Source organism: Mobilicoccus massiliensis, from assembly GCF_000826525.2.
Taxonomy (GTDB): domain Bacteria; phylum Actinomycetota; class Actinomycetes; order Actinomycetales; family Dermatophilaceae; genus Mobilicoccus; species Mobilicoccus massiliensis.
This window is the reverse complement of record NZ_LN651326.1, coordinates 253,086-274,329: the sequence shown is the minus strand read 5'-3', so window position 1 is coordinate 274,329 and position 21,244 is coordinate 253,086. Positions and strand designations below refer to the sequence as shown.

The window sequence follows — 21,244 nt, the reverse complement described above, 5'->3', positions numbered from 1 at the left end:
ACGTGGTACGCGTCAGTCGACCTGCTGGATCTCCACCCGGTTGCCGCTGCCGTCGCGGGTGTGGAAGCGGCGGATGCCCGGGATGGAGGTGTCCCACTCGACCGGCAGGTGCGCGTCGGCGAGGCGGTCGGCCAGAGTGTCGAGGTCGGGGACGAGAAGACACGGGTGCGCCTTGCGCGCCGGCGTGAACCCGGCTTCGACGCCGACGTGGATCACCGCCTCCCCGCCGGCGAACCAACACCCACCGCGCGCGGCGAGGAGCGACGGCTTCGGGATCTCCGTCATCCCGAGCAAGCCGACGTAGAACGCGCGCTGGGCGTCTTCGTCACCGGCCGCGCACGCGACCTGCACGTGGTCGAGGCCGACGACCCGCGGGCGCGTCCCGGCGTCGCCCCCGGCCCGGCGGCCGATGGCGAACACCCGGCGGAACGGCAACGCGACCCCGTACGGGCGTTCCGGGTAGGCCTGGCGCAGCCGCGCCTCGTACTCGCGCGTGAACGCGGCGAACTCGTCGGTGCTCAACGTCTGCTCGACCGGCCGCAGCCCGGTCGAGCGGATCCACGTGAGCACCGGGTGCTCGGCCTCGCCGGCCGGGAGCAGGTGCAGGTACGTCGTCTCCCAGGCGTCGACCGTCAGCCCGGCGGCGGTGAGGATCTCGATGTACTCCTCGGGGCCGCCGGCGGCCCGTGCGCGGCTCAGGGCGGGGACGAGCTCGGCGCGCCGAGGGTGTTCGGCCGCCACCTGTCGCATGAGCTCGTGTGACGGGGCCGCGGTGTTGCCCGGCACCTGCATCGCGAACACACCGCCGGGCGCGAGCGCCTCGAGCCAGCGGAGCAGCAGCTCGCGGTGCGTCGGCACCCACTGCAGCACGGCGTTCGTGACGAGCAGGTCGATCGGACCGTCGCCCCCGGCCCGCCAGTCCTCGGCCGGCTGCTCGCGCCACTCGACGTTCGCGTCGGTGTGCGCGCGGGCCTTCGCGAGCATCTGCGGCGACGGCTCGATGCCGATGACGCGTGCCTGCGGCCACCGCCGCGCGAGCTCGACGGTGAGCGACCCGTCGCCGCAGCCGAGGTCGACGACGATGCGCGGATCGATGTCACCGATCCGAGCGAGAAGATCGTCGAAGGGACGCCTCCGCTCCCGTGCGAATCGCGCGTACACGTCGGGCTTCCACTCGGGTGCCGTCGTCATGCCGCCTCCAGATATCTCGACATCGAGATATCTGACGGTAGTGCGCCGTGTGCACGCCCGCAAGGGTCGGCCCCGTGCCGTGGCCACTAGCCTGGTCAGCCGTGGTCGGCACGGGGGTCGGCCACGACGGTCTCGTCCCGGGAGGACCTCATGACTCCGATCGCGTTGCTCGTCATCCAGTTCGGCCTCATCGCCGCCGGTGTCGTCGTCGCGTGGGTCGTCTCGCACCGGCGGCTGCCGGCGCCCTGGTCGGCCATCGGGTGGGGTGTGCTCGCCTTCCCGTTGTCTCAGGTCGCGCGCATGGCGCTCATGATTCCCGCCGGCATGGGCCTCACCGCGTGGCTCGGTGCGGGGTCGGCGGCGCTCACGACGGCCTCCCTCGTTCTCGCCGTGCTCACCTCGGGACTCTTCGAGGAGGGCACCCGCTGGATCGTCATGCGTTACTGGGCCAAGGGCGTGCGCGCCTGGCGCGAGGGCGTCGCGTTCGGCCTCGGCCACGGCGGCATCGAGGCGATCCTCGTCTTCGGCATCGCGACGGTCACGGGGGCCGTGCTGCTCACCGTGCCGGACCTGATCACGTCCACCGTCGGAGCCTCGGCGCCGGAACAGTCGGCCGCGCTCGCAGCGCAGATCCAGGCGCTCCAGCACCTCACCCCGGCCGACCTCGTGCCGGGAATCTGGGAGCGCGCGCTCGCGGTCACCTTCCACGTCGTGTGCTCGCTCGTCGTGTTGCAGTCGGTGCGCACCCGGCGACCGGTGCTGTTGCTGCTCGCGATGGCGCTGCACTGCGGGTTCAACGCGATCGCGGTCACGGCCGCCGCGCAGCTCGGCTCGCCGGTCGTCGTCGAGCTCGTCCTCACCGCGTGCGTGGCGCCCCTGGTGTGGGTGGTCCTGCGCGGGCCCCTTTCTCGCCGCCGCGTCGACGGGGATGCCGTCCCTGCCTGACGGTGGCACCAGATCTCGCGCAACAAAGACCGGTCACCGTGCGGCGGCTGCGCACCCTTCGGCCCGCTGACCTGCGGTGACGCAGAACCCCGCCGTGATCCTCCCGTGCCTGACCGGTCTTTGTTGCGCGAGGTCGCCCGTGACACCCTCGTCGCATGCCTCGATTCAGCGCCGGACTGCTGCCCTATCGCGTCGATTCCGGTGAGGTGCTCGTCTTCGTCGCCCACCCGGGCGGCCCGTTCTGGGCGAAGAAGGACGAGGCGTGCTGGTCGGTGGTCAAGGGCGAGTACGACCCCGCGACCGAGGACCCGCAGGTCGCGGCAGCCCGGGAGTTCACCGAGGAGATCGGCGTGCCCGCCCCGGCGGGTGAGCGGATCGACCTCGGCGAGGTGCGCCAGTCGTCGAGCAAGATCGTTCGTGCCTTCGCCGTCGAGGCGCCGGCGTCGTTGACCTACGTGGAGAGCAACCTCATCGAGATCGACTGGCCACCGCGGTCGGGGCGCACGATGTCGATTCCCGAGGTCGATCGTGCCGAGTGGATGACGGTCGACCAGGCCCGTCCCCGTCTCATCGTCGGGCAGCGGGAGCTGCTCGACCGTCTGTGCGCCGCGATCCCGCCGGCGTGAGCGGTCCTCAGTCGGCGCGCCCGCCGGTCCTCTTCAACCAGCGCAGCACGAGCACCGGCAGGATCGCGGGCAGCAACAGGTAGCCCACGCCGTAGTAGCTCCACACCGAGTTGTGCGGAAACCACTGCGGCATGGCCAGGCTCAGCGTGCCGACGACGAGCACGCCCGCGAGCTCGACGAGGCACAGCACCCGCATCGCCTCGCGTGAGCCGCGGTGTCCCCATCGCAGCAGCAGCACGAGGCCCACGACGTACACGGCAGCGGAGAACGCCGAGAGCGAGTAGGCGATCGGCGCCTCGCCGAACTTGGTCACGAGCTCGAGGGTCGCCCGGGACGTCGCGCCGACGGCGAAGATGCCGTACAGCAGCGTGAAGAACCGCCCCGGCCCCGCCGACGGCGCGGAGACGACGGGGGCCGCGCCGCCGGTCGCGGCTCCGTCGCCGGTCGTGGCGCCGCCCGACGCGCCGGCGACACCCGGCCCGTCAGACATTGAGGTACCCGAACGGGATGCCGAGGGTCTGGAGCTGGCGCACGATCATGATCGCCGCGATGAGCGTGGCGACGGCGACGATGAGCAGCCCCCACCGGTCGAACTTCTTGTAGGTGAGCGCGAACCCGGCCGGAATGAGCAGGGGCGTCGACAGCAGGTAGCTGATGTGGGTGACGAGCGAGGGGCCCTGATGCCCGGTGACGACATAGGCGATGTCGGCGCCGACCGCGACGAGGGTGGCGAGTTCGCCGACGGCGAGCACCCCGAGCGTGACGGGCCGGGGCAGGCGTCCGACGACGGCGGCGAGCAGCAGCACGACCCCGGCGGCGAGGGTCACCCACATCGAGGCGACGACGATCGACAACACCGCGGATCAGTTCCGGGCGGTGAGGACGATCGGGTCGCCGTCGGTGATGGCGACGGTGTGCTCGGAGTGCGCGCCCCGGGAGCCGTCGACGCTGCGCAGCGTCCATCCGTCGGGGTCGGTGCGCAGCTCGTCGGTGCCGGCCATGAACCACGGCTCAATGGCGATGACGAGCCCCGGACGCAGCTTGAGGCCCCGCCCGGCGCGACCGTCGTTGGGCACGTGCGGTTCGCCGTGCATCGTGCGCCCGACGCCGTGACCGCCGAACTGGGTGTTGACGCGCAGGCCCCCCGACCGGGCCACGCCACCGATGGCCGCGGAGATGTCACCGATGCGTTTACCGGGGCGGGCGACCGAGATCGCCCGGTCGAGGGCACGCCGTGTGAGGTCGATGAGCTCGAGGTCGGCCTGGTCACGGTGGTCGCCGACGACGACGCTGATCGCCGAGTCCGACACCCACCCGTCGACCGCGACGGCGAAGTCGAGGCTCAGCAGGTCTCCGTCCTTCAGGGCGTAGTCGTGCGGCAGCCCGTGCAGCACCGCGTCGTTGACCGAGGTGCAGATGACGTGCCCGAACGGGGACGCGCCGAACGAGGGGTGATAGTCGATGTAGCAGCTCTCGGCCCCACGGCGCCGGATGTGTGCATGGGCCCACTCGTCGATCTCGAGGAGGTTCGTGCCCACTCTCACGCGCTCGACGAGATCGGCGAGGACCTCGCCGACGAACCGCCCGGCCGGCCGCATCTGTTCGATCTCCCGCGGCGTCCGTAGCTCGATCACCGATCCACCCTTCGTCTTCGCCTGCGTGTCCGGTCATGCTAGGCGCAACCGCCGTGCGTCCGCGGACCGGGACGCTCGGCGGCTCCGTGCACATCGCGTCGTGGGAACGTCGCTCCCCCCGAGCGGCGTTGGCGTGTTGTGGACGTACGACCGGGTCGACCGTTCGACTACAACCCTGACGCCACGTAAGCTCGTCTCGGTCGTCCGTGGGGACGTGCCGTGCCCGAACAGGGTGCCGCGACGGCCGTGACGATCGACGGATGTGGGGAGTGTGACCGCGATGGCGAACGTTCTCGGGCTGGCCAGGCGGGCCGGCTGGAACGTGGTCGACCAGGTGATGTCGGCCTTGAGCAACATGCTGCTCATGGTCTTCGTGGCCCAGGCGTTGAACGACGCGGCGGGCTTCGGTGCCTTCGCGATGGCGTTCGTCGTCTACGGCGTGGCCGTGGCCGTGGCCAAGGCCATGGTCGGCCAGCCGTTGCAGATGCGACACAGCGCCGACTCGCCCGAGACGTTCCGTGACGCCGTGCGCACCTCGCAGGCCACGGCCGCGTGGCTCGGTGTCGTCGGTGCCGTCATCTGCGTCGGGGTGGCGCTCGTCGTCGGCGGCCCGGTCGGCGCGGCGTTCCTCGCTCTCGCGCCCTGCCTGCCCGCCCTCGTGCTGCAGGACTCCTGCCGCATGGCGTTCTTCGCCTGCGGCCGGGCCGACCAGGCGGCGCTCATCGACTTCGTCCGCATGGTGCTGCAGTTCGGGCTGCTCTTCGGCGCGATCGCCCTCGGATGGACCAACGTCGGTCTGCTCACCCTCACCTGGGGTATCGCCGGCCTCGTCTCGGCGGCGGTCGGGCTCTGGCTGCTCCGTGCCGCGCCGGCCCTCGGACGCGCCGGGGAATGGGTGCGCGAGCAGAAGGACATCACCGGATTCCTCCTGGCCGAGTACGTCCTCGGCCTCGGCGCAGCGCAGTTCGGCATCCTGCTCATCGCGCCGCTCTCCTCGCCGGCCGACGTCGGGGCCATCCGTGCGGTGCAGACCCTGCTCGGCCCGCTCAACATCCTCGGCACCGCCGCTCTGGCGTTCGCGGTGCCCGAGCTCTCCCGACGCGCTCACCTGCGTGCCCCGGGCCGCATCAAGGCGATGCTCGCCGCCTCGCTCGTCATGGGCGTGATGGCGACCACCTACGTCCTCGTGCTGCTGTGGCTGCCCGATCCGGTGGGTCGCTGGCTGTTCCGCGACTCCTGGACCGGCGCGCAGCCGGTGCTACTGCCCATGGGCCTCAACTCGATCGCCTCCTGCCTCGGGATCGGGGCCGCCGTGACGCTCTACGGCATGGGCCTGGCCAAGAAGACGTTCCACCTCAACATCACCCGCGCCCCCCTCCTGCTCGGCCTCATGTGCTTCGGCGCCCTGAAATTCGGGGCGGTCGGTGCGGGCTGGGCGCTCGCGGCCGTCGAGCTGGTGTTCCTGCCGTTCTGGATCTACACCGCGGTGCGTGCCTCCTACCGCCACGACGCACAGCGCGAGTCCCGGAACGAGCCCAGCGCGTCCGGGGAGTCCGGGGAGCCTGGGGAGTCTGCCGCGGCCGCCGAGGCGGTGGTCGCCGAGATGCACGACGTGGCGACGGATTCCGAGACCGTGCTGCACGACGACCCCCGTCACTGACGAAACGGCTCACGTACGACCCCGTCACGCGAGGCGGACGTTCCCACGAGCCCCGCCGGCGGGCAGACTGGGGTCATGGACACCGACGACCTCTTCGACCGCATCGCAAGCGAACTCGCGACCTCCGGTGCCGTGGAGGACGAGGCCGCACCGACCCGCACCCTCACCGTCGACGGCACCCCCTTCGCTCGGCTGGCGGGCGACGGCGCCGAGGTCTATCTGCCGGCCGGCAGCCCCGCCCGCGGCGACGCCCTCCATCAGCACGCGGTCTCGCGGGCGAACCGGGGGTGGGTCGCCGTCTCGGCCGAGGAGGTCTCGCTCTGGCCGACGCTCTTCGAGCAGGCCCTGCAGGGCGTCCGCGGGTGAGCACGCCTGCCGGCTTCGGGTGCCGACACGACAGTGCGCCCCTGGTCGTAGGCCCGTTCACTCCGCGGTCTGACGACAGCGCAGCCGTCTGCTCCTACAGTCGATGACATGACGAGCGAGGTTCCGGGCGACGGCACGACGCCTGGCGCCGGGGGTCGATTCGGCAGCCTGCACTCCGGTGAACCCGGTGCGGGGCAGCGGAGGGGGCACTCTGGTCCCGGAGGTGCCCGGGCTCTCCTCGACCTCACCGGTCATGACCTTCGCGCGTTCTGGCGCGCGCACCGTCCGTCCCCGCCCCCCGAGGACGTGCTGCTCGTCGTGGCGCTGGGGCTGGTCGGCATCATCTTCCCCGCCCAGGTGGCGGGTCGCGGCCACGACGGAGCGACGGTCGCCCTTTCCTGCTTCTGCGTCGCACTGTTCGCCCTGCCCTTCCTGTGGCGGCGTGCGCATCCGATGGGTGCGGCGATGGCCGTGGCGGCCGCGCATCTGTTGCAGGTGAGCCTGGTTCCCGAACCGACCGTGGCGAACGTCTCGGCGCCGATCGCCGTCTACACGGTGGCCAGGTGGTCGGACTCGCGCGGCCTGCGCCGGGGCGCTCTCCTTCTCGCTCTGGCAGGCAGCCTCATCGCCGGGGTGCAGTGGGCCGCGGAGATCCTCGGCGGATACGGATCCCCGACGGAGGTGCTCGGCAGCGCCGCGTTCATCGCGATGATGTGCCTCGCGATCACGGGCTCCTCGTGGCTCTTCGGTGCGCTCGTGCGGCAGCGGGCCCAGGCGGTGGAGCAGACGCGGGAGAAGGCGTTGGCCGTCGAACGCGGGCGCGTCCAGAACATCCAGATCGCCGCGCAGGAGGAACGCGCCCGCATCGCGCGGGAGATGCACGATGTCGTCGCGCACTCGCTGTCGGTCATCGTCGTCCAGTCCGACGGCGGGGCCTACGCCCTCGACACGGCTCTGGAGCGGGCGGCCGCGAGCGACGATCCGCAGGTACTCGCCGACGCCTTGCGCAACGCGTCGGCCGTGCTCGGCACCATCGGCACCACCGCCCGCGAGTCGCTCGCCGACACCCGGCGTCTCGTCTCGGTGCTGCGGCAGGACGAGGGAGACGCCGAGTACGCGCCCACCGGGGGCGTCGACTCCCTCGGCGATCTTCTCGACCCGTTGCGGGCTGCCGGTCTGTCCATCGCGACCGATGTCACCGGGCGTCCCCGCCCGTTGTCGCGCACCTGCGACCTCGCCGTCTACCGCGTCGTGCAGGAGGCGCTCACCAACGTCATCAAGCACGCCGGCGACGCGCGGGTCTGGGTGTCGCTGGACTACCTCGCCGAGTGCCTGCTGCTGACGATCCGCGACGACGGGGCCGGGGTGACGAGCCCACCCGACGGGGCCGGCCACGGCCTCGTCGGCATGAAGGAGCGTCTGGCGGCGGTCGGCGGGGGATTGTGGGCGGGCGGCCGCCAGACGCTCCTTCATGCCGACGGGGCCGGCCACGGCCTCGTCGGCATGAAGGAGCGTCTGGCGGCGGTCGGCGGGGGATTGTGGGCGGGCGGCGCGCCCGGAGGCGGCTTCGTCGTCGAGGCCCGTATTCCTTACGATGCTGGCAGCCCGCGTGGGGCAGGCGACCTCGGGGAATTCGACGGGCGACCGCACGGCCTCGAGTGAAGGAGATGCGATGACCGAGCCGATCCGCCTGCTCCTCGTCGACGACCAGGAACTCGTGCGCGCCGGGTTCCGCATGGTCCTCGACGCCACGGCCGACATGACCGTCGTCGCGGAGGCCTCCGACGGCCTCGTCGCGGTCGAGGCCGCGAAGACCCACGAGGTCGACGTCGTGCTCATGGACATCCGCATGCCGCGCCTCGACGGCGTCGAGGCCACTCGTCGCGTCTGCGCCCTGCCGAACGCGCCGCGCGTCGTCGTGCTCACGACGTTCGATCTCGACGAGTACGTGTTCGCCGCGCTCAAGGCCGGCGCCGCGGCGTTCCTGCTCAAGGACGCCGGTCCCGCGGAGCTGCTCACCGCGATCCGGGCCGTGCACCGTGGTGACGCGGTCGTCGCTCCGAGCACGACGCGACGCCTGCTCGAGCGGGTCGTACCCGGCCTGCCCGACTCCGGTGAGCGAGCGGACGCCCGCCTCGACGTTCTCACCGACCGCGAGCGCGAGGTGCTCGAGGCCGTGGCCAAAGGACTGACCAACGGCGAGATCGCCGCGACCCTCTACCTCGCCGAGGCGACCGTCAAGACGCACATCGGGCGCATCCTCGCCAAGCTCGACCTGCGCGACCGGGTGCAGATGGTCGTCATCGCCTACGAGACCGGGCTCGTGCGCATCGGTCGCTGAATCGGACGACGAGGCCGTGGTGAATCGGCTGTCGATTCCGTCGTCGAGTCGGCGGTGAGTCGGACGTCGAGCCGGTCGGTGCCTGCTCAGTCCTCGTCGACGCCGGTGACCTTGCCGTTCTCGACGTGCTCGCGCCGGGCGCGTTCCTCCATCGTCGCGTCCATCTGCGCCTGTTCGCGGCCGTAACGCTCGGGGGTGACGTCGCCGAGGCGCTTGTCGTTCTCCCCGGGCTCGTCGGTGCCGCCCTCGTCGTGGGGAGCGTGCTTGTCGCCGGTCAGTGCCTTGGCCGAGTTGGTCAACACCGACGCGTCCTCCCCGAGCATCGGGAACTTGTCGTGACCGTTGAGGTAGAGCACGACGGTGTTGACGATCGCCATGAGCGGCACGGCGAACAGGGCGCCGACGATGCCGAAGAGGTAGGAGCCGGCGGCGACGCCGAGCAGCGTGACGAGCGGGTGGAGCGAGACGGCCTTGCTCATGAGGATCGGCTGCAGGAGGTTGCTCTCGATCTGCTGCACGGCGATGACGATGCCGAGCATGATGAGGGCGACGACCGGGCCCTTGACGACGAGGCCGAGCAGCACGGCCAGCGCGCCCGAGGCCACGGCGCCGACGATCGGGATGGCCGAGGCGAAGAACACGATGAGGCCGAGGGGGATGACGAGGGGCAACCCGAGCAGGAACGCACCGAGAGCGATGAACGTGGCGTCCACCGCGGCGACGATGACCTGCGTCTTGACGTAGGAGCTCAGGGTCACCCATGCTCGCCGACCCGCCTGGTGGACGGGGCCGCGCACCTGCGCGGGCGCGAGGCGTACGCACCACGCCCACATGCGGTCGCCGTCGGAGAGGAAGAAGAACATCGCGAAGAGCGACATGATCGTGCCGATGGCGATGTTGCCGGCGGTCTGGCCTGCCGAGAGTGCTCCGCTCGTGAGGTTGTCCGCGTGGGTCTCCAACCACGTGCGGCCCTGGCTGATCGCCTGGTCGATCTGCCCGCCGAACGGGCCGTTGCGCAGCCATTCCTGGATCTGGTTGAGGCCGAGACCCGCGCTCGCGCTGAGACCCTGGACGCCGATGACGACCTGGTTGCCGGCGAGGGTGAGCAGTCCGACGACGACCGCGATGCTGAGCAGCAGCGTGGTCGCGGCGGCCAGGGCCCGCGGGAACTTCAGTCGGTGGTTGAGGAACACGGCCAGCGGCATGACGAGGGCGGTGAGCAGCAGGGCCACGGCCACGGGGATGACGACGGTGCTCGTCTTCGCGATGAGGATGCCGAGACCGTAGAGGGCCACCGCGACGATGACGATCCGCCATGCGATGCCGGCCGCGACCTTGAGTGCAAACGGCACCGCCGGCTCGGCCGGGCGGGGATCGCTGTAGGCGAATGGGCTGGGGCCACTGACCACCTCGACCTCGCGCGGGGCGGGTAGGCGGATGCGGGAGCGGCTGTCGTGGTGAGGGGCGTCTTTTCCCCGGCCGAAGAGCTTCATCGGGACCGAGTGTCACACGAGCGCGACCGCTGCGCACACCAGGCGTGACCGGGGGTGAAGCCGGATCCGGTGACGGAGTCGGCGATTGACGTGGGACGGGCCGGGTAACGGCAGGAGGTGCCACGACATTGACGACATGTCGTGGCACCCGCGGGAACTCGCGAGAGCTGCGGAACCGAGACGGCCGGAAGGGCAGCCATGGGCACCATCGAACGACACACCTACGCCACGCCGGAGCAGGTCTGGCGAGTTCTCGCCGACGGGTGGACCTTCGCCGCCTGGGTCGTGGGGGCCTCCCGGGTCCGCGCGGTCGAGCCGGAGTGGCCGGCGGCGGGCAGCCGCATCCACCATTCGGTGGGCGCGTGGCCGGCCGTGCTCGACGACAACACCGAGGTGATCGAGGCCGAGCCGGGTCGCCGAGTGCTCATGCAGGCGCGGCTGCGCCCGTTCGGCCAGGCACGCGTCGACATCACGCTGCGCCCCGACGGTTCGGGTACGCGGATCGCGATGTGGGAGGACGTCGTCTCCGGACCGGCCACCTCCGCCCCGCAGCCGATTCGCCAGGCCGCCCTCGCGCCCCGCAACAAGGAGACGCTCCTGCGCCTGTCGCTGCTCGCCGAGCGACGCACTCAACCTTGATCGAGGCGCTTGATCGACCTGACCGAGGTGCCTGACCGAGGTGCCTGGGTCGGGGGCCGTCGGCCGCTTGCTCAGCCGCGCCCGACCCAGGGCGGGGTGGGGTTGCGATAGATCGCACGGTTCGCGGCGACGCGACCGGCGTTGGCGAGACGCCCGGCTCCGGAGTCGAGCAGGGCGGCGCGGGCAGCGAGGTGACCGGCGGCGCCGTGCACCCCACCTCCGGGGTGGATCGCCGCGCTGCCGAGGTAGAGACCGCGCACGTGCGTGTACGGGCCGCCGAGTCCGGGCACCGGGCGCCAGATCGCCTGCTGCAGGAGTTGCTGGGTGCCGCCGCCGACCGCGCCCTCGCCGAGGTTGCGATCGGAGTCCTGCAGGCCGGCGGGCGTCTGCACCCAGCGGCCGACGACGAGATCACGCCACTGCGGTGCGTACGCGTCGAGCATGGTCTCGACGTGCTCGGTGAGCCGGCGTGCGGCGCCGTCGTCGGTGAGGCCACGGGGCAGGTGGGTGTAGAGCCACATCGACTCGGTGCCGGCGGGCGAACGGCTCGGGTCGATGCTCGTCATCTGCCCGATGAGCGCGAACGGGCTCTCGGGCACGACGCCGCTCTCGAGTTCGGCCGACCAGCGCACGATCCCGGGCACGTCGCGTCCGATGTGGACGACACCGGCGCCACGGGCCTGTTGTGCCGTCCACGGCATGGGGGCGGAGAGCCGGTAGTTGAGCTTGACCGTCGGCAGGTCCCAGACGAAGTGGCGCAGCCGCGCGCGCAGACCGGCGGGGACGTCGTCCTCGTCGAGCAACTGCTCGTAGAGGGCCGGGGCGCTCGTGTCGGCGAGGACCGCACGACGCACGGCGATGCGGCGTCCGTCGGCCGTCTCGACGCCACGGGCCCGACCGTCGCGGACGACGATGCGGGTGGCGAGAACACCGACGTCGATCCGGGCCCCCGCCGAGGTCGCTCGGCGTGCGAGAGCCCGCGCGAGTTCCCGGGTGCCGCCGACAGGTGAGGGAAAGCCGACGTCCTGGGCGAGCATCGACATGAGCCACCCGTAGATCCCGCTGACCGGCGAGGTCGGCGGCGCGTCCGCGTGCATGGCGTTGCCGGCGAGGATCTCGCGGCCACCGCGGCCGCGGAAGAGCTCCTCGCCCATCCGGGTCGTCGGCAACAGGGCGAACCGCAGGAAGTCGGGCAGATTGCGCAGGCCGACGAGAGCGAGCAGTCGGCCGGCGTCGGCCACCGGAGGCCAGCGGGTGAGCAGCGCCCGAAGCAGCGGCTCCTTGATCTCCTCGTACCGGTCGACGAGGCGGGTCCACGCCCGGCCGTCGGCGGGGTCCTCCTCGGCGAGCAACGCCGCGGTCTGCTCGGTCGTGCGCAGGATGCCCGGAACGCTCGTCTCCCGGGGCCGCGACAGGTGGGCGAGCTGGGTGTCGGCCCGCGCCCACTGCAGCCCGTGATTCTCGAGCTCGAGACCCCGCAGCACGGGCGAGGCGTGAGCGAGGGGGTGGCAGGAGCTGAACGCGTCCATGACCCAGCCGTCCTCGTCGACCGAGTCGACCGCGCCGCCGACGACGTCGCGTTCTTCGAGGACGAGCACGTCCCAGCCGGCGTCGGCGAGCGTGGCGGCGGCGACGAGGCCGTGATGCCCGGCTCCGACGATCACCGCGTCGACGGTCTCGGTGGCCCGGGTGGGCGTGGCCGGGGCGTCGGTGCCGTTGTGGTTCATAAGAACTCCTCGAGGGCGATGCTGCCCACCGCCCGTGCTCGCCGGGATGTCGTCTCCCTGTCTGCCTTACCCAGCCCCCGGCGGCACAACCAGCGTTGTCGACGCGTCGGGCGGGTGCACGGGGCGCGGGGCAGGATGAATTTGTCTGGATTCGGGTAGGAGGAGGGTGACCGTCCGCCCTCGACTCACCCAGGACCCAGGAGGACTCCATGAGCAAGCGCGACATGACCCCGCCCCCCGTCGACGAGCCGACCACCCCCACCGACCCGCCGGCACCGCGCCCCGACCAGGGGGCCCCGGCGCAGGTCACGGCCGGCGGCTGCCCGTTCTCCGGCCCGGGCCGCGGTCAGGCGGGGGAGTTCCTCACGACGAGCGGAGGCACGCGCCTGCGCGACTCCGACCACTCGCTCAAGGCGGGCCGCCGTGGCCCGNCACCCCCACCGACCCGCCGGCACCGCGCCCCGACCAGGGGGCCCCGGCGCAGGTCACGGCCGGCGGCTGCCCGTTCTCCGGCCCGGGCCGCGGTCAGGCGGGGGAGTTCCTCACGACGAGCGGAGGCACGCGCCTGCGCGACTCCGACCACTCGCTCAAGGCGGGCCGCCGTGGCCCGACGCTGCTGCAGGATCACCATCTGCGCGAGAAGATCACCCACTTCGACCACGAGCGCATTCCCGAGCGCGTCGTCCACGCCCGCGGCGCCGGAGCGCACGGTGAGTTCACCTCGTACGGCACGGCCGAGAACATCACGAGCGCGGCGTTCCTCGCCAAGGACGTGAAGACCCCGGTGTACGTGCGGTTCTCGACGGTCGCGGGCTCGCGGGGCTCGGCCGACACGGTGCGCGACACCCGCGGTTTCGCGACGAAGTTCTACACCTCCGAGGGCGTCTACGACCTCGTCGGCAACAACATCCCGGTGTTCTTCATCCAGGACGGCATCAAGTTCCCCGACGTCGTGCACTCGGTCAAGCCGCACCCCGACCTCGAGATCCCGCAGGCCCAGAGCGCGCACGACACGTTCTGGGACTTCGTCTCGCTGCACACCGAGGCCCAGCACCACACGATGTGGAACATGTCGGACCGCGGTATCCCCGCCTCGTTCCGCGCGATGGAGGGCTTCGGCGTCCACACGTTCCGGCTCACCAACGCCGCCGGTGAGACCCATCTCGTCAAGTTCCACTGGAAGCCCGCGGCCGGCGTGCACTCCCAGGTTTGGGAGGAGGCGCAGCTCACGGCAGGCAACGACCCGGACTTCCACCGGCGCGACCTCGCCGACGCGATCGAGGCCGGCGCCTTCCCCGAATGGGAGCTCGGCGTGCAGGTCATGCCCGACACCGAGGACGAGATGTTCGAGGGCATCGACCTGCTCGACCCCACCAAGATCGTGCCGGAGGAACTGTGCCCGGTGCAGCCCATCGGCAAGATGGTGCTCAACGCCAACCCGACGAACTACTTCGCCGAGACCGAGCAGGTGGCGTTCAACCCCGGCCACCTCGTGCCCGGCATCGACGTGACCAACGACCCGCTGCTGCAGGCGCGCCTGTTCAGCTACGTCGACACGCAGATCACGCGTCTCGCGGGGCCCAACTGGCAGCAGATCCCGATCAACCGGACCCACGCGCCGGTCAACGACATGCTGCGCGACGGCTGGCACCAGGACGCCGTCCACACCGGGGTGGCCCCCTACCGACCCAACTCCCTCGACCAGGGCAACCCGGCCGAGACCCCGGCGCAGGAGCGTCCGTTCGTCGAGGTGGCGACGCCGGTGAGCGGTCACAAGACGCGGGAGGCCCCCGAGTCGTTCGACGACCACTTCAGCCAGGCGCGGATGTTCTACCGCAGCCTCACCCCGGTCGAGCAGGATCACCTCGCCGCGGCGTACACGTTCGAGTTGGGCAAGTGCTACGAGACGCCGATCCGTGAGCGCCAGCTCGCTCACCTCGCGGCGATCGACGCCGGTCTCGCGCAGACCGTGGCGACCGGTCTCGGGCTGCCGGTGCCCGAGCCCTCGACGAGCGTGCCGGAGGTCACGGCCAGCCCCGCGCTGTCGCAGGTCAAGCCGGGAGCGAGCTGGCCGGTGGCGGCCCGCAAGGTCGGCATCGTCGCCGACGACGACGCCGACATCGCGGCTGTCGAGGCCGCGCAGAAGGCGGTCGAGAAGGCGGGCATGACGCCGTTCGTCCTCGCGGCCCACGGTGGCCACCTCGGTGGCGAGAGCGGGCCGACGATCGACCGGACCCTGTTGACGACGCGCTCGATCGAGTACGACGCCGTGCTGCTCGTCTCGAGCATCGCTCCCGCCCCCGATGCCCGTTCCGACCTCGACGCGAAGGCGAGCGACGTCAGCAGCGCGTCGAGTTCGGATCCGGCGGCGCAGGTCGACCCGCGCCTCGTCCTGCTGCTCGACGAGATGTACCGGCACTGCAAGGCCATCGGCTACCTGCCGGGCGGCGAGATCGCGCTCGCCGCGGCCGGGATCTCGACCGACGCCCCCGGCGTCGTCCACGCCGACGACCCGAAGAACGCGATCGGCGCACTCGAGGCGCTGCTCGCCACCCACCGCGTCTGGGAGCGGTTCACGCCCCAGCAGTGACCCCACCCGACCCGAGCCGGCGTCCGTCCCCGCACGCATCCCGCGTCGCGGGGGCGCGCCGTGTCTCGTCGTGTTTCGTCCCGTCCGTCGTCTCGTCGTGTCTCGTCCTGTCCGGCCGCGGCTGCTCCACGACGTGGGAGATGCTGAAGACATGGAGAGGGTGTCGCGGCCGGGTCATGACGGGGCCACGCCAGGGCGAGGCCGCGGGTTCGACGCGATCGCGAACTCCGTCGATCTCCGTGCGGTGTTCGCGCGGTCGCTCGTCGCGACCCTCGTTGCGATGGCGGCGTCGGTGCTCGTCCTCGTCATCGGCGGCGGCTTCGCCGAGATCGACTGGCGAACGTTGCCGCCCCCGGCGTGGCTCGTCGGGTTCGTCGTGCTCACTCCGGTGGGCGTGACGACGCTCTACCGCGGCGGGCGAGGACGGCGATGGGCGGCGGCACGCGAACGACGGTGGATCTTCGCGGGCGCACACGCCGGCGTCGGACTGGCCACGGCGTTCGTACTCGCGCTCGCGTCGGCGGCGATCGGGTGGATCGTCGATCCCACGTCCTCCGCGGCGCTCCTCGGGTCCGACGGCTCCCCGTTGGTCGCCGCCGTGGTCACGGCGTTCGCCGTGTGGATGATCGCGTGCGTCTTCACCGGCCTGCCGGTGTGGTTGCTCGTCGCGGGGGCGCTCGTCGGCCCGGGTCAGGAGCAGGTGGGCAGGGCCTCGAAGGTGTAGCCCGCGTCGCCGAGCTTCTGCAGGATCGCCGGAAGGGCGGCGACGCTCTGGCTGCGGTCGCCGCCGCCGTCGTGCATGAGGACGACCTTGGGGGCGGCGCCGCCGCCGGCCGGGGCCCCGAGCGCGGAGGTGACGATCGCGTTCGTGCCGGGTCGGCGCCAGTCGGAGGTGTCGACGGTCCAGTCGGTGAGGGCGAGGTCGAACTCGTGCGCGATCTTCTTGACCGGACCGCCCTCGAGGCCGCCGGGCGCACGAAGACACCGAACCTCTCCGCCGAGGACGCGGTTCGTCCGGTCGACCTCCGCGCGTGCCTGCGCCTCGGGAAGCTCGGCCAGCCACGGGTGGGTGTACGTGTGGTTGCCGATCGCGTGACCCGCCGCTCGCACCCGACGGAGGAGGGCGGGGTGACGCGCCGCCTCCTGCCCGACCATGAAGAACGTCGCCTTGGCGCCGTACGCGTCGAGGATCCGGAGAACCTGAGGCGTGTACCGCGGATCAGGACCGTCGTCGATCGTGAGATAGACGACCTTCGAGCTCGAGGGCAGAGGCGCGCCCGAGTCGCTCGCCGCGCGGGTACCCGCAGCGGTCGTCGGCGACGCCGACGGGGTGGCAACGGGATTCGCGGTGGGCGCCGTTGTGGTCGAGGCGCTCGAGGAGGGGACGGCCTGCGGCTCGGCGCGCACGGTCCACGTCTCGGCGGGCGGCACGGGAGCGGACGGTGTCGGAGCGGCCGGCGCGGTTCCGAGCAGCTCCGACGGCGTCGGGATCGAGTACGCCTGGGCGTCGAGCGCGGTGCTCCACCATCCGAAGGGGCCGGAGGCGATGACACCCGCGGCGAGCACGCCGAGCGTCAATGCGGCGATCGAGCGCACCGACGGCATGCCAATCCCTTCGAGTCGGGCGTCGGCCGCGGTCGCCCCGCGGTGCCCGAATCGCCGAGAACCTGAGAGTCACTGGTGGTGAGAGAAACTCACCACCGGCCTCATCGGCAGGCCGGGAGGGTTTCGAAGCGGTATCCCTGCTTCTTCAGCGTGGAGAGCACCCCCGGCAGCGCGGCGACGCTCTGGCTGCGGTCGCCTCCGCCGTCATGCATGAGGATGAGCCGCGGCCCTCCGCCGTGAGGATTCGCCGTCGCCGCCCGCTGGATCGCGGCCGCGCCCGGCCGGGTCCAGTCGCGGGTGTCGACGTTCCACAACACGACCTCGAGGCGGTGCCGGTGCGCGAGCTTCTGGACGCGTGGGCTCGTCCCGCCGCCGGGCGGTCGCAGGCACGTGACTCGTCGTCCGGTCATCCGCTGGACGGTCGCGTTCGTGCGCGTCACCTGCGCCGAGATCTCCGCCGCGGGGAGGGGGACGAGGTTCGGGTGGTCCCACGTGTGGTTGCCGATGACGTGGCCACGTTGGCGCACCTGCTCGACGAGTTCGGGGCGCGCCGCCGCCTGTCGGCCGATCATGAAGAACGTGGCCTTGGCGTCGTACCGGTCGAGCACGGCGAGGACCTGAGGGGTGTAGGTCGCCGTGGGCCCGTCGTCGAACGTGAGGTAGGCGACCTTGGGCGCGGCGCGCTTCTTCGCCGGCCGAGGTTTGGAGGCTGTGGGCGCGGCTGCCGCCGTCGTCGCGCTCGCCGGTGTCGCGGATGCGGGTGTCGCGCCCACGGCAGGAGCGATCGTGGTCGCGGTCGCGGTCACGAGTGCGGAGATGGTGACGGCGATTCGCCTCGCCGATGACATGTCGTCCCCCTTCGGTCGGTTCGGGTCGGGCGTCCGACCTCATCCTGTCGCAGCCCGTGGGGGCGCGGCGGACCGGGGGAGAGGGGGGTGGAACCAGCGTCGACGCGCGCGACCGCGTGGGCGGAGACGCCGTGGAGCTGCTGCGACCTGAGTCGGAGACCGGTCGAGACCTCAGGAGGATCCGCGCGCAGGTCAACCGCCGATAGCGTCGTCGTCATCCGAGAGGAGAACGATGACCAGCACAGACGCGAGCCTCACCCGGCTCGACGACCTCGGCCGCGACACGGCGTGCCGAGCCCGCGCCCTGACGAGGACCTATGGCACGAAGGGAGCCACGATCACCGCGCTCGCCGGCGTCGACCTCGACGTGGAGCGTGGGGCCTTCACGGCGATCATGGGCCCGTCGGGCTCGGGAAAGTCGACGCTCATGCACCTGCTCGCCGGGCTCGATACCCCGACCTCCGGGCAGGTGTGGCTCGGCGACACCGAGCTCACCGACCTCTCCGAGGCGGCGCTCACCCGGGTTCGGCGTACCCGGGTGGGATTCGTCTTCCAGTCCTTCAACCTGCTGCCCACGCTCAGCGCGGCCGACAACATCCTCCTGCCGTTGCAGCTGGCCGGGAGTCGGCCCGACGCGGCCTGGTACGACGAGGTCGTCGGTGTGCTCGGTCTGGGCGACCGGCTGACGCATCGGCCGAGCGAGCTCTCCGGTGGGCAGCAGCAGCGGGTGGCGGTGGCGCGGGCGCTCGTCACGCGGCCCGACGTCGTGTTCGCCGACGAGCCGACCGGGGCGCTCGACTCGGTCACCGGTGCCGATCTGCTCGCGTTCCTCCAGCGCTCGGCCCGGGAGTACGGCCAGTCGATCGTCATGGTCACCCACGACCCCTCGGCCGCCGCGTACGCCGACCGCGTCGTGCTCCTCTCCGACGGCCGCATCGCCGGTGACCTGCGTGATCCCGACCGCGACGCCGTCCTCGACGCCCTGCGCGAGCTGGGGGCCTGACGTGGGTGCGCTGGTACGGGCGGGTCTGCGCGGCCAGGGGCGACGACTCCTCTCGGCCGGATCGGCGGTGGCACTCGGCATCATGTTCCTGGCCGTCACCCTGCTGCTCTCGGCGACGCTCGCCGCGAGTGTCGAGCAGGAGGCCGCCGGCGCGGTCGGCGACTACGCCACCGTCGTGTCCCTCCCGCGAGACGGCGGCGGTGAGATCGACGACGCCCAGGTGGAGAAGGTGCGGCACGCGCCCGGAGTCGCGTCGGTCGAGCCCGTCATGCAGACCGGGCTCGCGCTCGGGCAGGACACGTTCGTCATGCTCGCCACGGCACCGCCCCCGGGCGCCGGGACCTACGTGCGCGGCCGGGAGCCGGGCGGCAACGGTGAGATCGCGCTGGACGAGAACGCCCTCGCCGCGTTGCAGACCGAGGTCGGGCGCACGGTGACCGCACCGGGGATGCCGGAGACGCCGGGGGCGCAAGGTTCGCAAACGCCGGTGAGACTCACGGTCGTCGGGGTGTTCGAACACGGACCGGAGATCGCGGTTCCCGCCTCGATGCCTGCGGCGATCGCGACGAACGCCACCATCGCCTCGGTCGCCGGGCCGGAGGCCGGCTACACCGAGGTGCGGGTCGTCGCCGCGCCCGGGTCGACTCCGGAGCAGGTTCGCGACGCCGTCGCCGCGGTCGTCGATCCCGGGCTGGTCGTGCTGACCGGCCGCGACGACGTCGATCGCCGCGTCCAGGAGCTCGCCGGTGGTCACGACGTGTTCGCCCAGGTGCTGCTCGTGTTCGCGGCGGTCGCCCTCATGACCTGCATGATCGTCGTCTCCAACACGTTCCGGATCCTGCTCGCCCAACGGCAGCGGCAGCTCGCGTTGCTGCGCTGCGTCGGCGCCGGGCGGGGTCAGCTCGTCCGAGCGGTGCTCGTCGAGGCCCTCCTGCTCGGTGTCGTCGCGTCGCTGGCCGGGATCCTCGTTGCCCTCGTGCTCGGGCAACTCGGGGTCATGGCGGCTCATCGGTACGCGGGCGACATCGTGAGCATCGACCGCCTCGAGATCACACCGACGGCGGTGCTCGTCCCGCTGGGGGTCGGGGTGGTGCTCACGCTCGCCGCGGCGCTCATGCCCGCGGTGCGCGCCACCCGCACGTCGCCGCTGGCGGCGTTGCGTCCGGAGCTGCCGCCCACCGGGCGGGTGCGCGGGATTCGCGTCGTGCTCGGCCTGACCGTGCTGATCGCGGGAGGGGCGCTGCTCGCCCTCGGGGTCCGTGACGGGCGACTCGAGTTCGGGATCGCCGGCGGGTGCCTCTCGTTCGTCGGGGTGCTCGCGCTCGGCCCGGTCCTCGTCCCCGTGTTGGTCGGTCGCGCTCGAGGCCTCGCCCGGCGCGTCGTCGGCGCCCCGGGCGTGCTCGCGGTCGAGAACGCCCGCCGGAACCCACAGCGGGCCGCAGCGACGACATCGGCCCTGCTGGTGGGCGTCACGCTCATCACGATGATGACCGTCGGCGCGACGATCGCCCGGCAGGTCGTCGCCGACGAGATCTCGAGCCAGCTCCCCGTCGACGCCACCGCCTCGGTCTTCGGCCCGGGCGCCGGGCTCACGCCGGAGCAGGTACGGCGACTGAGCGCCACCGAAGGCGTGGCCGCGGCCGCGCAGGTGCGCACCCGCGACGGAGTCTCGCTCGTCGGCTCCGACCGCGACGGCGGGAGCGAGACCACGATCACAGCCGTCGACGACTCGGTTCACGCGGTGGTACGCGCGCCGCGGATGCTCGACGGCCTCGCCCCGGGAGTCGTGCTCCTCGACCGTGGCACGGCCGGCATGCTGGGCATCGGTGACGGGGGCACCGTCACGTTGCCCTGGGGTCGGGCGACGGCGCGCGTGACCGGTGTGGGTGGTCCGGTCGTCCTCGTCGGCGACGTTCCGAAGTCGCATGAGTGGTCGACCACCCTGTGGCTGCGCTTCGGCGACGACGCCGATCCCGCCGACGTGGCGGCGGCCCTCAACACGGCGGCCGCCGGGATGGAGGGTGGGCAGATCACGAGCGGGGCGCAGCAGCGTGCCGAGATCGATCGCGCCGTCGACGCCGTGCTCCTCGTCGCGATCGCGTTGCTCGCCGTGGCCGTGCTCATCGCGCTCGTCGGAGTGGGCAACACGCTCGGCCTCTCCGTGCTCGAACGCACGCGGGAGTCGGCACTGTTGCGTGCTCTCGGCCTCACCGCCGGTCAGTTGCGGGGGATGCTCGCGGTCGAGGCCGTCGTGGTCTCGGCGGTGGCCGTCGTCATCGGCGTCGCCCTGGGCATCGGCTACGGCTGGGCCGGGATCACGACGCTCTTCGGTGACATCCCGAACGACGGCGTGCCACTTGTCGTCCCGTGGCCGCGCATCGCCCTCATCGCGGCGGTCGCTCTCGGCGCCGGACTCCTCGCCTCGGTCCTCCCGGCCCGCCGTGCCGCGACCATCGCCCCGGCCCAGGGTCTCGCCTCCGAGTGACGACGCGCCCGAACAGGCGGTTCGGCCCGGAAAGACCGCCCGGACAGGCGGTTTGGCGCGGGGAAGGCCGCTCGGACAGGCGGTTTCACCC

At 72.0% G+C, this 21,244-nt stretch carries 19 protein-coding genes; 11 read left to right on the top strand and 8 right to left on the bottom strand.

Annotated features, from left to right (window positions below):
- Positions 1–12: 12 nt before the first annotated feature.
- On the bottom strand, positions 13–1,191 hold the full coding sequence (locus BN1197_RS03850) for a methyltransferase domain-containing protein (protein WP_082043599.1): 1,179 nt from the start codon (positions 1,189–1,191) through the stop codon (positions 13–15).
- Positions 1,192–1,341: 150 nt separating this feature from the next.
- Between BN1197_RS03850 and BN1197_RS03845 the strand changes: the two genes are divergently transcribed.
- Both BN1197_RS03845 and BN1197_RS03840 read left to right on the top strand, forming a co-directional pair.
- The gene (locus BN1197_RS03845; protein ID WP_052465956.1) at positions 1,342–2,136 is read left to right on the top strand and encodes a YhfC family glutamic-type intramembrane protease; all 795 of its coding nucleotides are present in this window, start codon (positions 1,342–1,344) and stop codon (positions 2,134–2,136) included.
- A gap of 155 nt (positions 2,137–2,291) precedes the next feature.
- A complete protein-coding gene (locus BN1197_RS03840; protein ID WP_040156271.1) occupies positions 2,292–2,762 on the top strand; it encodes an NUDIX hydrolase in 471 nt (156 codons plus the stop codon).
- Between the two features lie 7 nt (positions 2,763–2,769).
- Here the strand turns inward: BN1197_RS03840 and BN1197_RS03835 are convergent, their stop codons facing one another.
- The 3 genes from BN1197_RS03835 to map are packed head-to-tail and all read right to left on the bottom strand — an operon-like array spanning position 2,770 to position 4,396.
- Positions 2,770–3,252 (bottom strand): hypothetical protein, encoded by a 483-nt coding sequence (locus tag BN1197_RS03835; RefSeq protein ID WP_245851815.1) that lies wholly within the window; start codon positions 3,250–3,252, stop codon positions 2,770–2,772.
- Positions 3,245–3,619: a hypothetical protein gene (locus BN1197_RS03830; RefSeq protein ID WP_040156268.1), complete on the bottom strand. Its 375-nt coding sequence runs from the start codon at positions 3,617–3,619 to the stop codon at positions 3,245–3,247. Before BN1197_RS03830 ends, BN1197_RS03835 begins: the two co-directional genes overlap by 8 nt.
- 6 nt (positions 3,620–3,625) lie before the next feature.
- The gene (gene map / locus BN1197_RS03825; protein ID WP_040156265.1) at positions 3,626–4,396 is read right to left on the bottom strand and encodes a type I methionyl aminopeptidase; all 771 of its coding nucleotides are present in this window, start codon (positions 4,394–4,396) and stop codon (positions 3,626–3,628) included.
- Positions 4,397–4,676: 280 nt separating this feature from the next.
- Here map and BN1197_RS03820 point away from each other — a divergent pair, with 280 nt between their 5' ends.
- From BN1197_RS03820 to BN1197_RS03805, 4 genes are all read left to right on the top strand, one after another.
- Positions 4,677–6,056: an MATE family efflux transporter gene (locus BN1197_RS03820; RefSeq protein WP_141397199.1), complete on the top strand. Its 1,380-nt coding sequence runs from the start codon at positions 4,677–4,679 to the stop codon at positions 6,054–6,056.
- 75 nt (positions 6,057–6,131) lie between these two features.
- The gene (locus tag BN1197_RS03815; RefSeq protein ID WP_040156261.1) at positions 6,132–6,422 is read left to right on the top strand and encodes a hypothetical protein; all 291 of its coding nucleotides are present in this window, start codon (positions 6,132–6,134) and stop codon (positions 6,420–6,422) included.
- 108 nt (positions 6,423–6,530) lie between these two features.
- Positions 6,531–8,084, top strand: coding sequence for a sensor histidine kinase (locus tag BN1197_RS03810; RefSeq protein WP_052465955.1), 1,554 nt, complete (start codon positions 6,531–6,533; stop codon positions 8,082–8,084).
- A gap of 10 nt (positions 8,085–8,094) precedes the next feature.
- Positions 8,095–8,763, top strand: a complete 669-nt coding sequence (locus tag BN1197_RS03805; RefSeq protein WP_040156258.1) for a response regulator transcription factor — start codon at positions 8,095–8,097, stop codon at positions 8,761–8,763.
- Positions 8,764–8,849: 86 nt separating this feature from the next.
- On the opposite strand, the gene BN1197_RS03800 is transcribed toward BN1197_RS03805, so the two are convergent.
- Positions 8,850–10,256 (bottom strand): AI-2E family transporter, encoded by a 1,407-nt coding sequence (locus BN1197_RS03800; RefSeq protein WP_040156256.1) that lies wholly within the window; start codon positions 10,254–10,256, stop codon positions 8,850–8,852.
- Between the two features lie 198 nt (positions 10,257–10,454).
- Between BN1197_RS03800 and BN1197_RS03795 the strand changes: the two genes are divergently transcribed.
- Entirely contained in the window at positions 10,455–10,895 is a 441-nt protein-coding gene (locus BN1197_RS03795; RefSeq protein ID WP_040156255.1) for an SRPBCC family protein, read from the top strand.
- A gap of 71 nt (positions 10,896–10,966) precedes the next feature.
- Here the strand turns inward: BN1197_RS03795 and BN1197_RS03790 are convergent, their stop codons facing one another.
- Positions 10,967–12,622, bottom strand: a complete 1,656-nt coding sequence (locus tag BN1197_RS03790; RefSeq protein WP_052465954.1) for a phytoene desaturase family protein — start codon at positions 12,620–12,622, stop codon at positions 10,967–10,969.
- A gap of 319 nt (positions 12,623–12,941) precedes the next feature.
- On the opposite strand from BN1197_RS03790, the gene BN1197_RS03785 reads away from it, so the two are divergent.
- Both BN1197_RS03785 and BN1197_RS03780 read left to right on the top strand, forming a co-directional pair.
- Positions 12,942–15,212: a catalase gene (locus BN1197_RS03785; protein WP_082043624.1), complete on the top strand. Its 2,271-nt coding sequence runs from the start codon at positions 12,942–12,944 to the stop codon at positions 15,210–15,212.
- A gap of 151 nt (positions 15,213–15,363) precedes the next feature.
- The gene (locus BN1197_RS03780) at positions 15,364–15,936 is read left to right on the top strand and encodes a hypothetical protein (RefSeq protein WP_040156254.1); all 573 of its coding nucleotides are present in this window, start codon (positions 15,364–15,366) and stop codon (positions 15,934–15,936) included.
- Here BN1197_RS03780 and BN1197_RS03775 read toward each other — a convergent pair.
- Positions 15,903–16,817 carry a polysaccharide deacetylase family protein gene (locus tag BN1197_RS03775; protein WP_082043598.1) on the bottom strand — a complete coding sequence of 305 codons (915 nt, stop codon included), beginning with the start codon at positions 16,815–16,817 and terminating at the stop codon, positions 15,903–15,905. The two genes, BN1197_RS03780 and BN1197_RS03775, sit on opposite strands and share 34 nt — an antisense overlap.
- 101 nt (positions 16,818–16,918) lie before the next feature.
- A complete protein-coding gene (locus BN1197_RS03770; RefSeq protein ID WP_245851813.1) occupies positions 16,919–17,623 on the bottom strand; it encodes a polysaccharide deacetylase family protein in 705 nt (234 codons plus the stop codon).
- Positions 17,624–17,897: 274 nt separating this feature from the next.
- Between BN1197_RS03770 and BN1197_RS03765 the strand changes: the two genes are divergently transcribed.
- Both BN1197_RS03765 and BN1197_RS03760 read left to right on the top strand, forming a co-directional pair.
- Positions 17,898–18,668 (top strand): ABC transporter ATP-binding protein, encoded by a 771-nt coding sequence (locus BN1197_RS03765; protein ID WP_052465953.1) that lies wholly within the window; start codon positions 17,898–17,900, stop codon positions 18,666–18,668.
- A 1-nt stretch (position 18,669) separates the two neighbouring features.
- The gene (locus BN1197_RS03760) at positions 18,670–21,153 is read left to right on the top strand and encodes an ABC transporter permease (RefSeq protein ID WP_052465952.1); all 2,484 of its coding nucleotides are present in this window, start codon (positions 18,670–18,672) and stop codon (positions 21,151–21,153) included.
- The last annotated feature ends 91 nt before the right edge of the window (positions 21,154–21,244 follow it).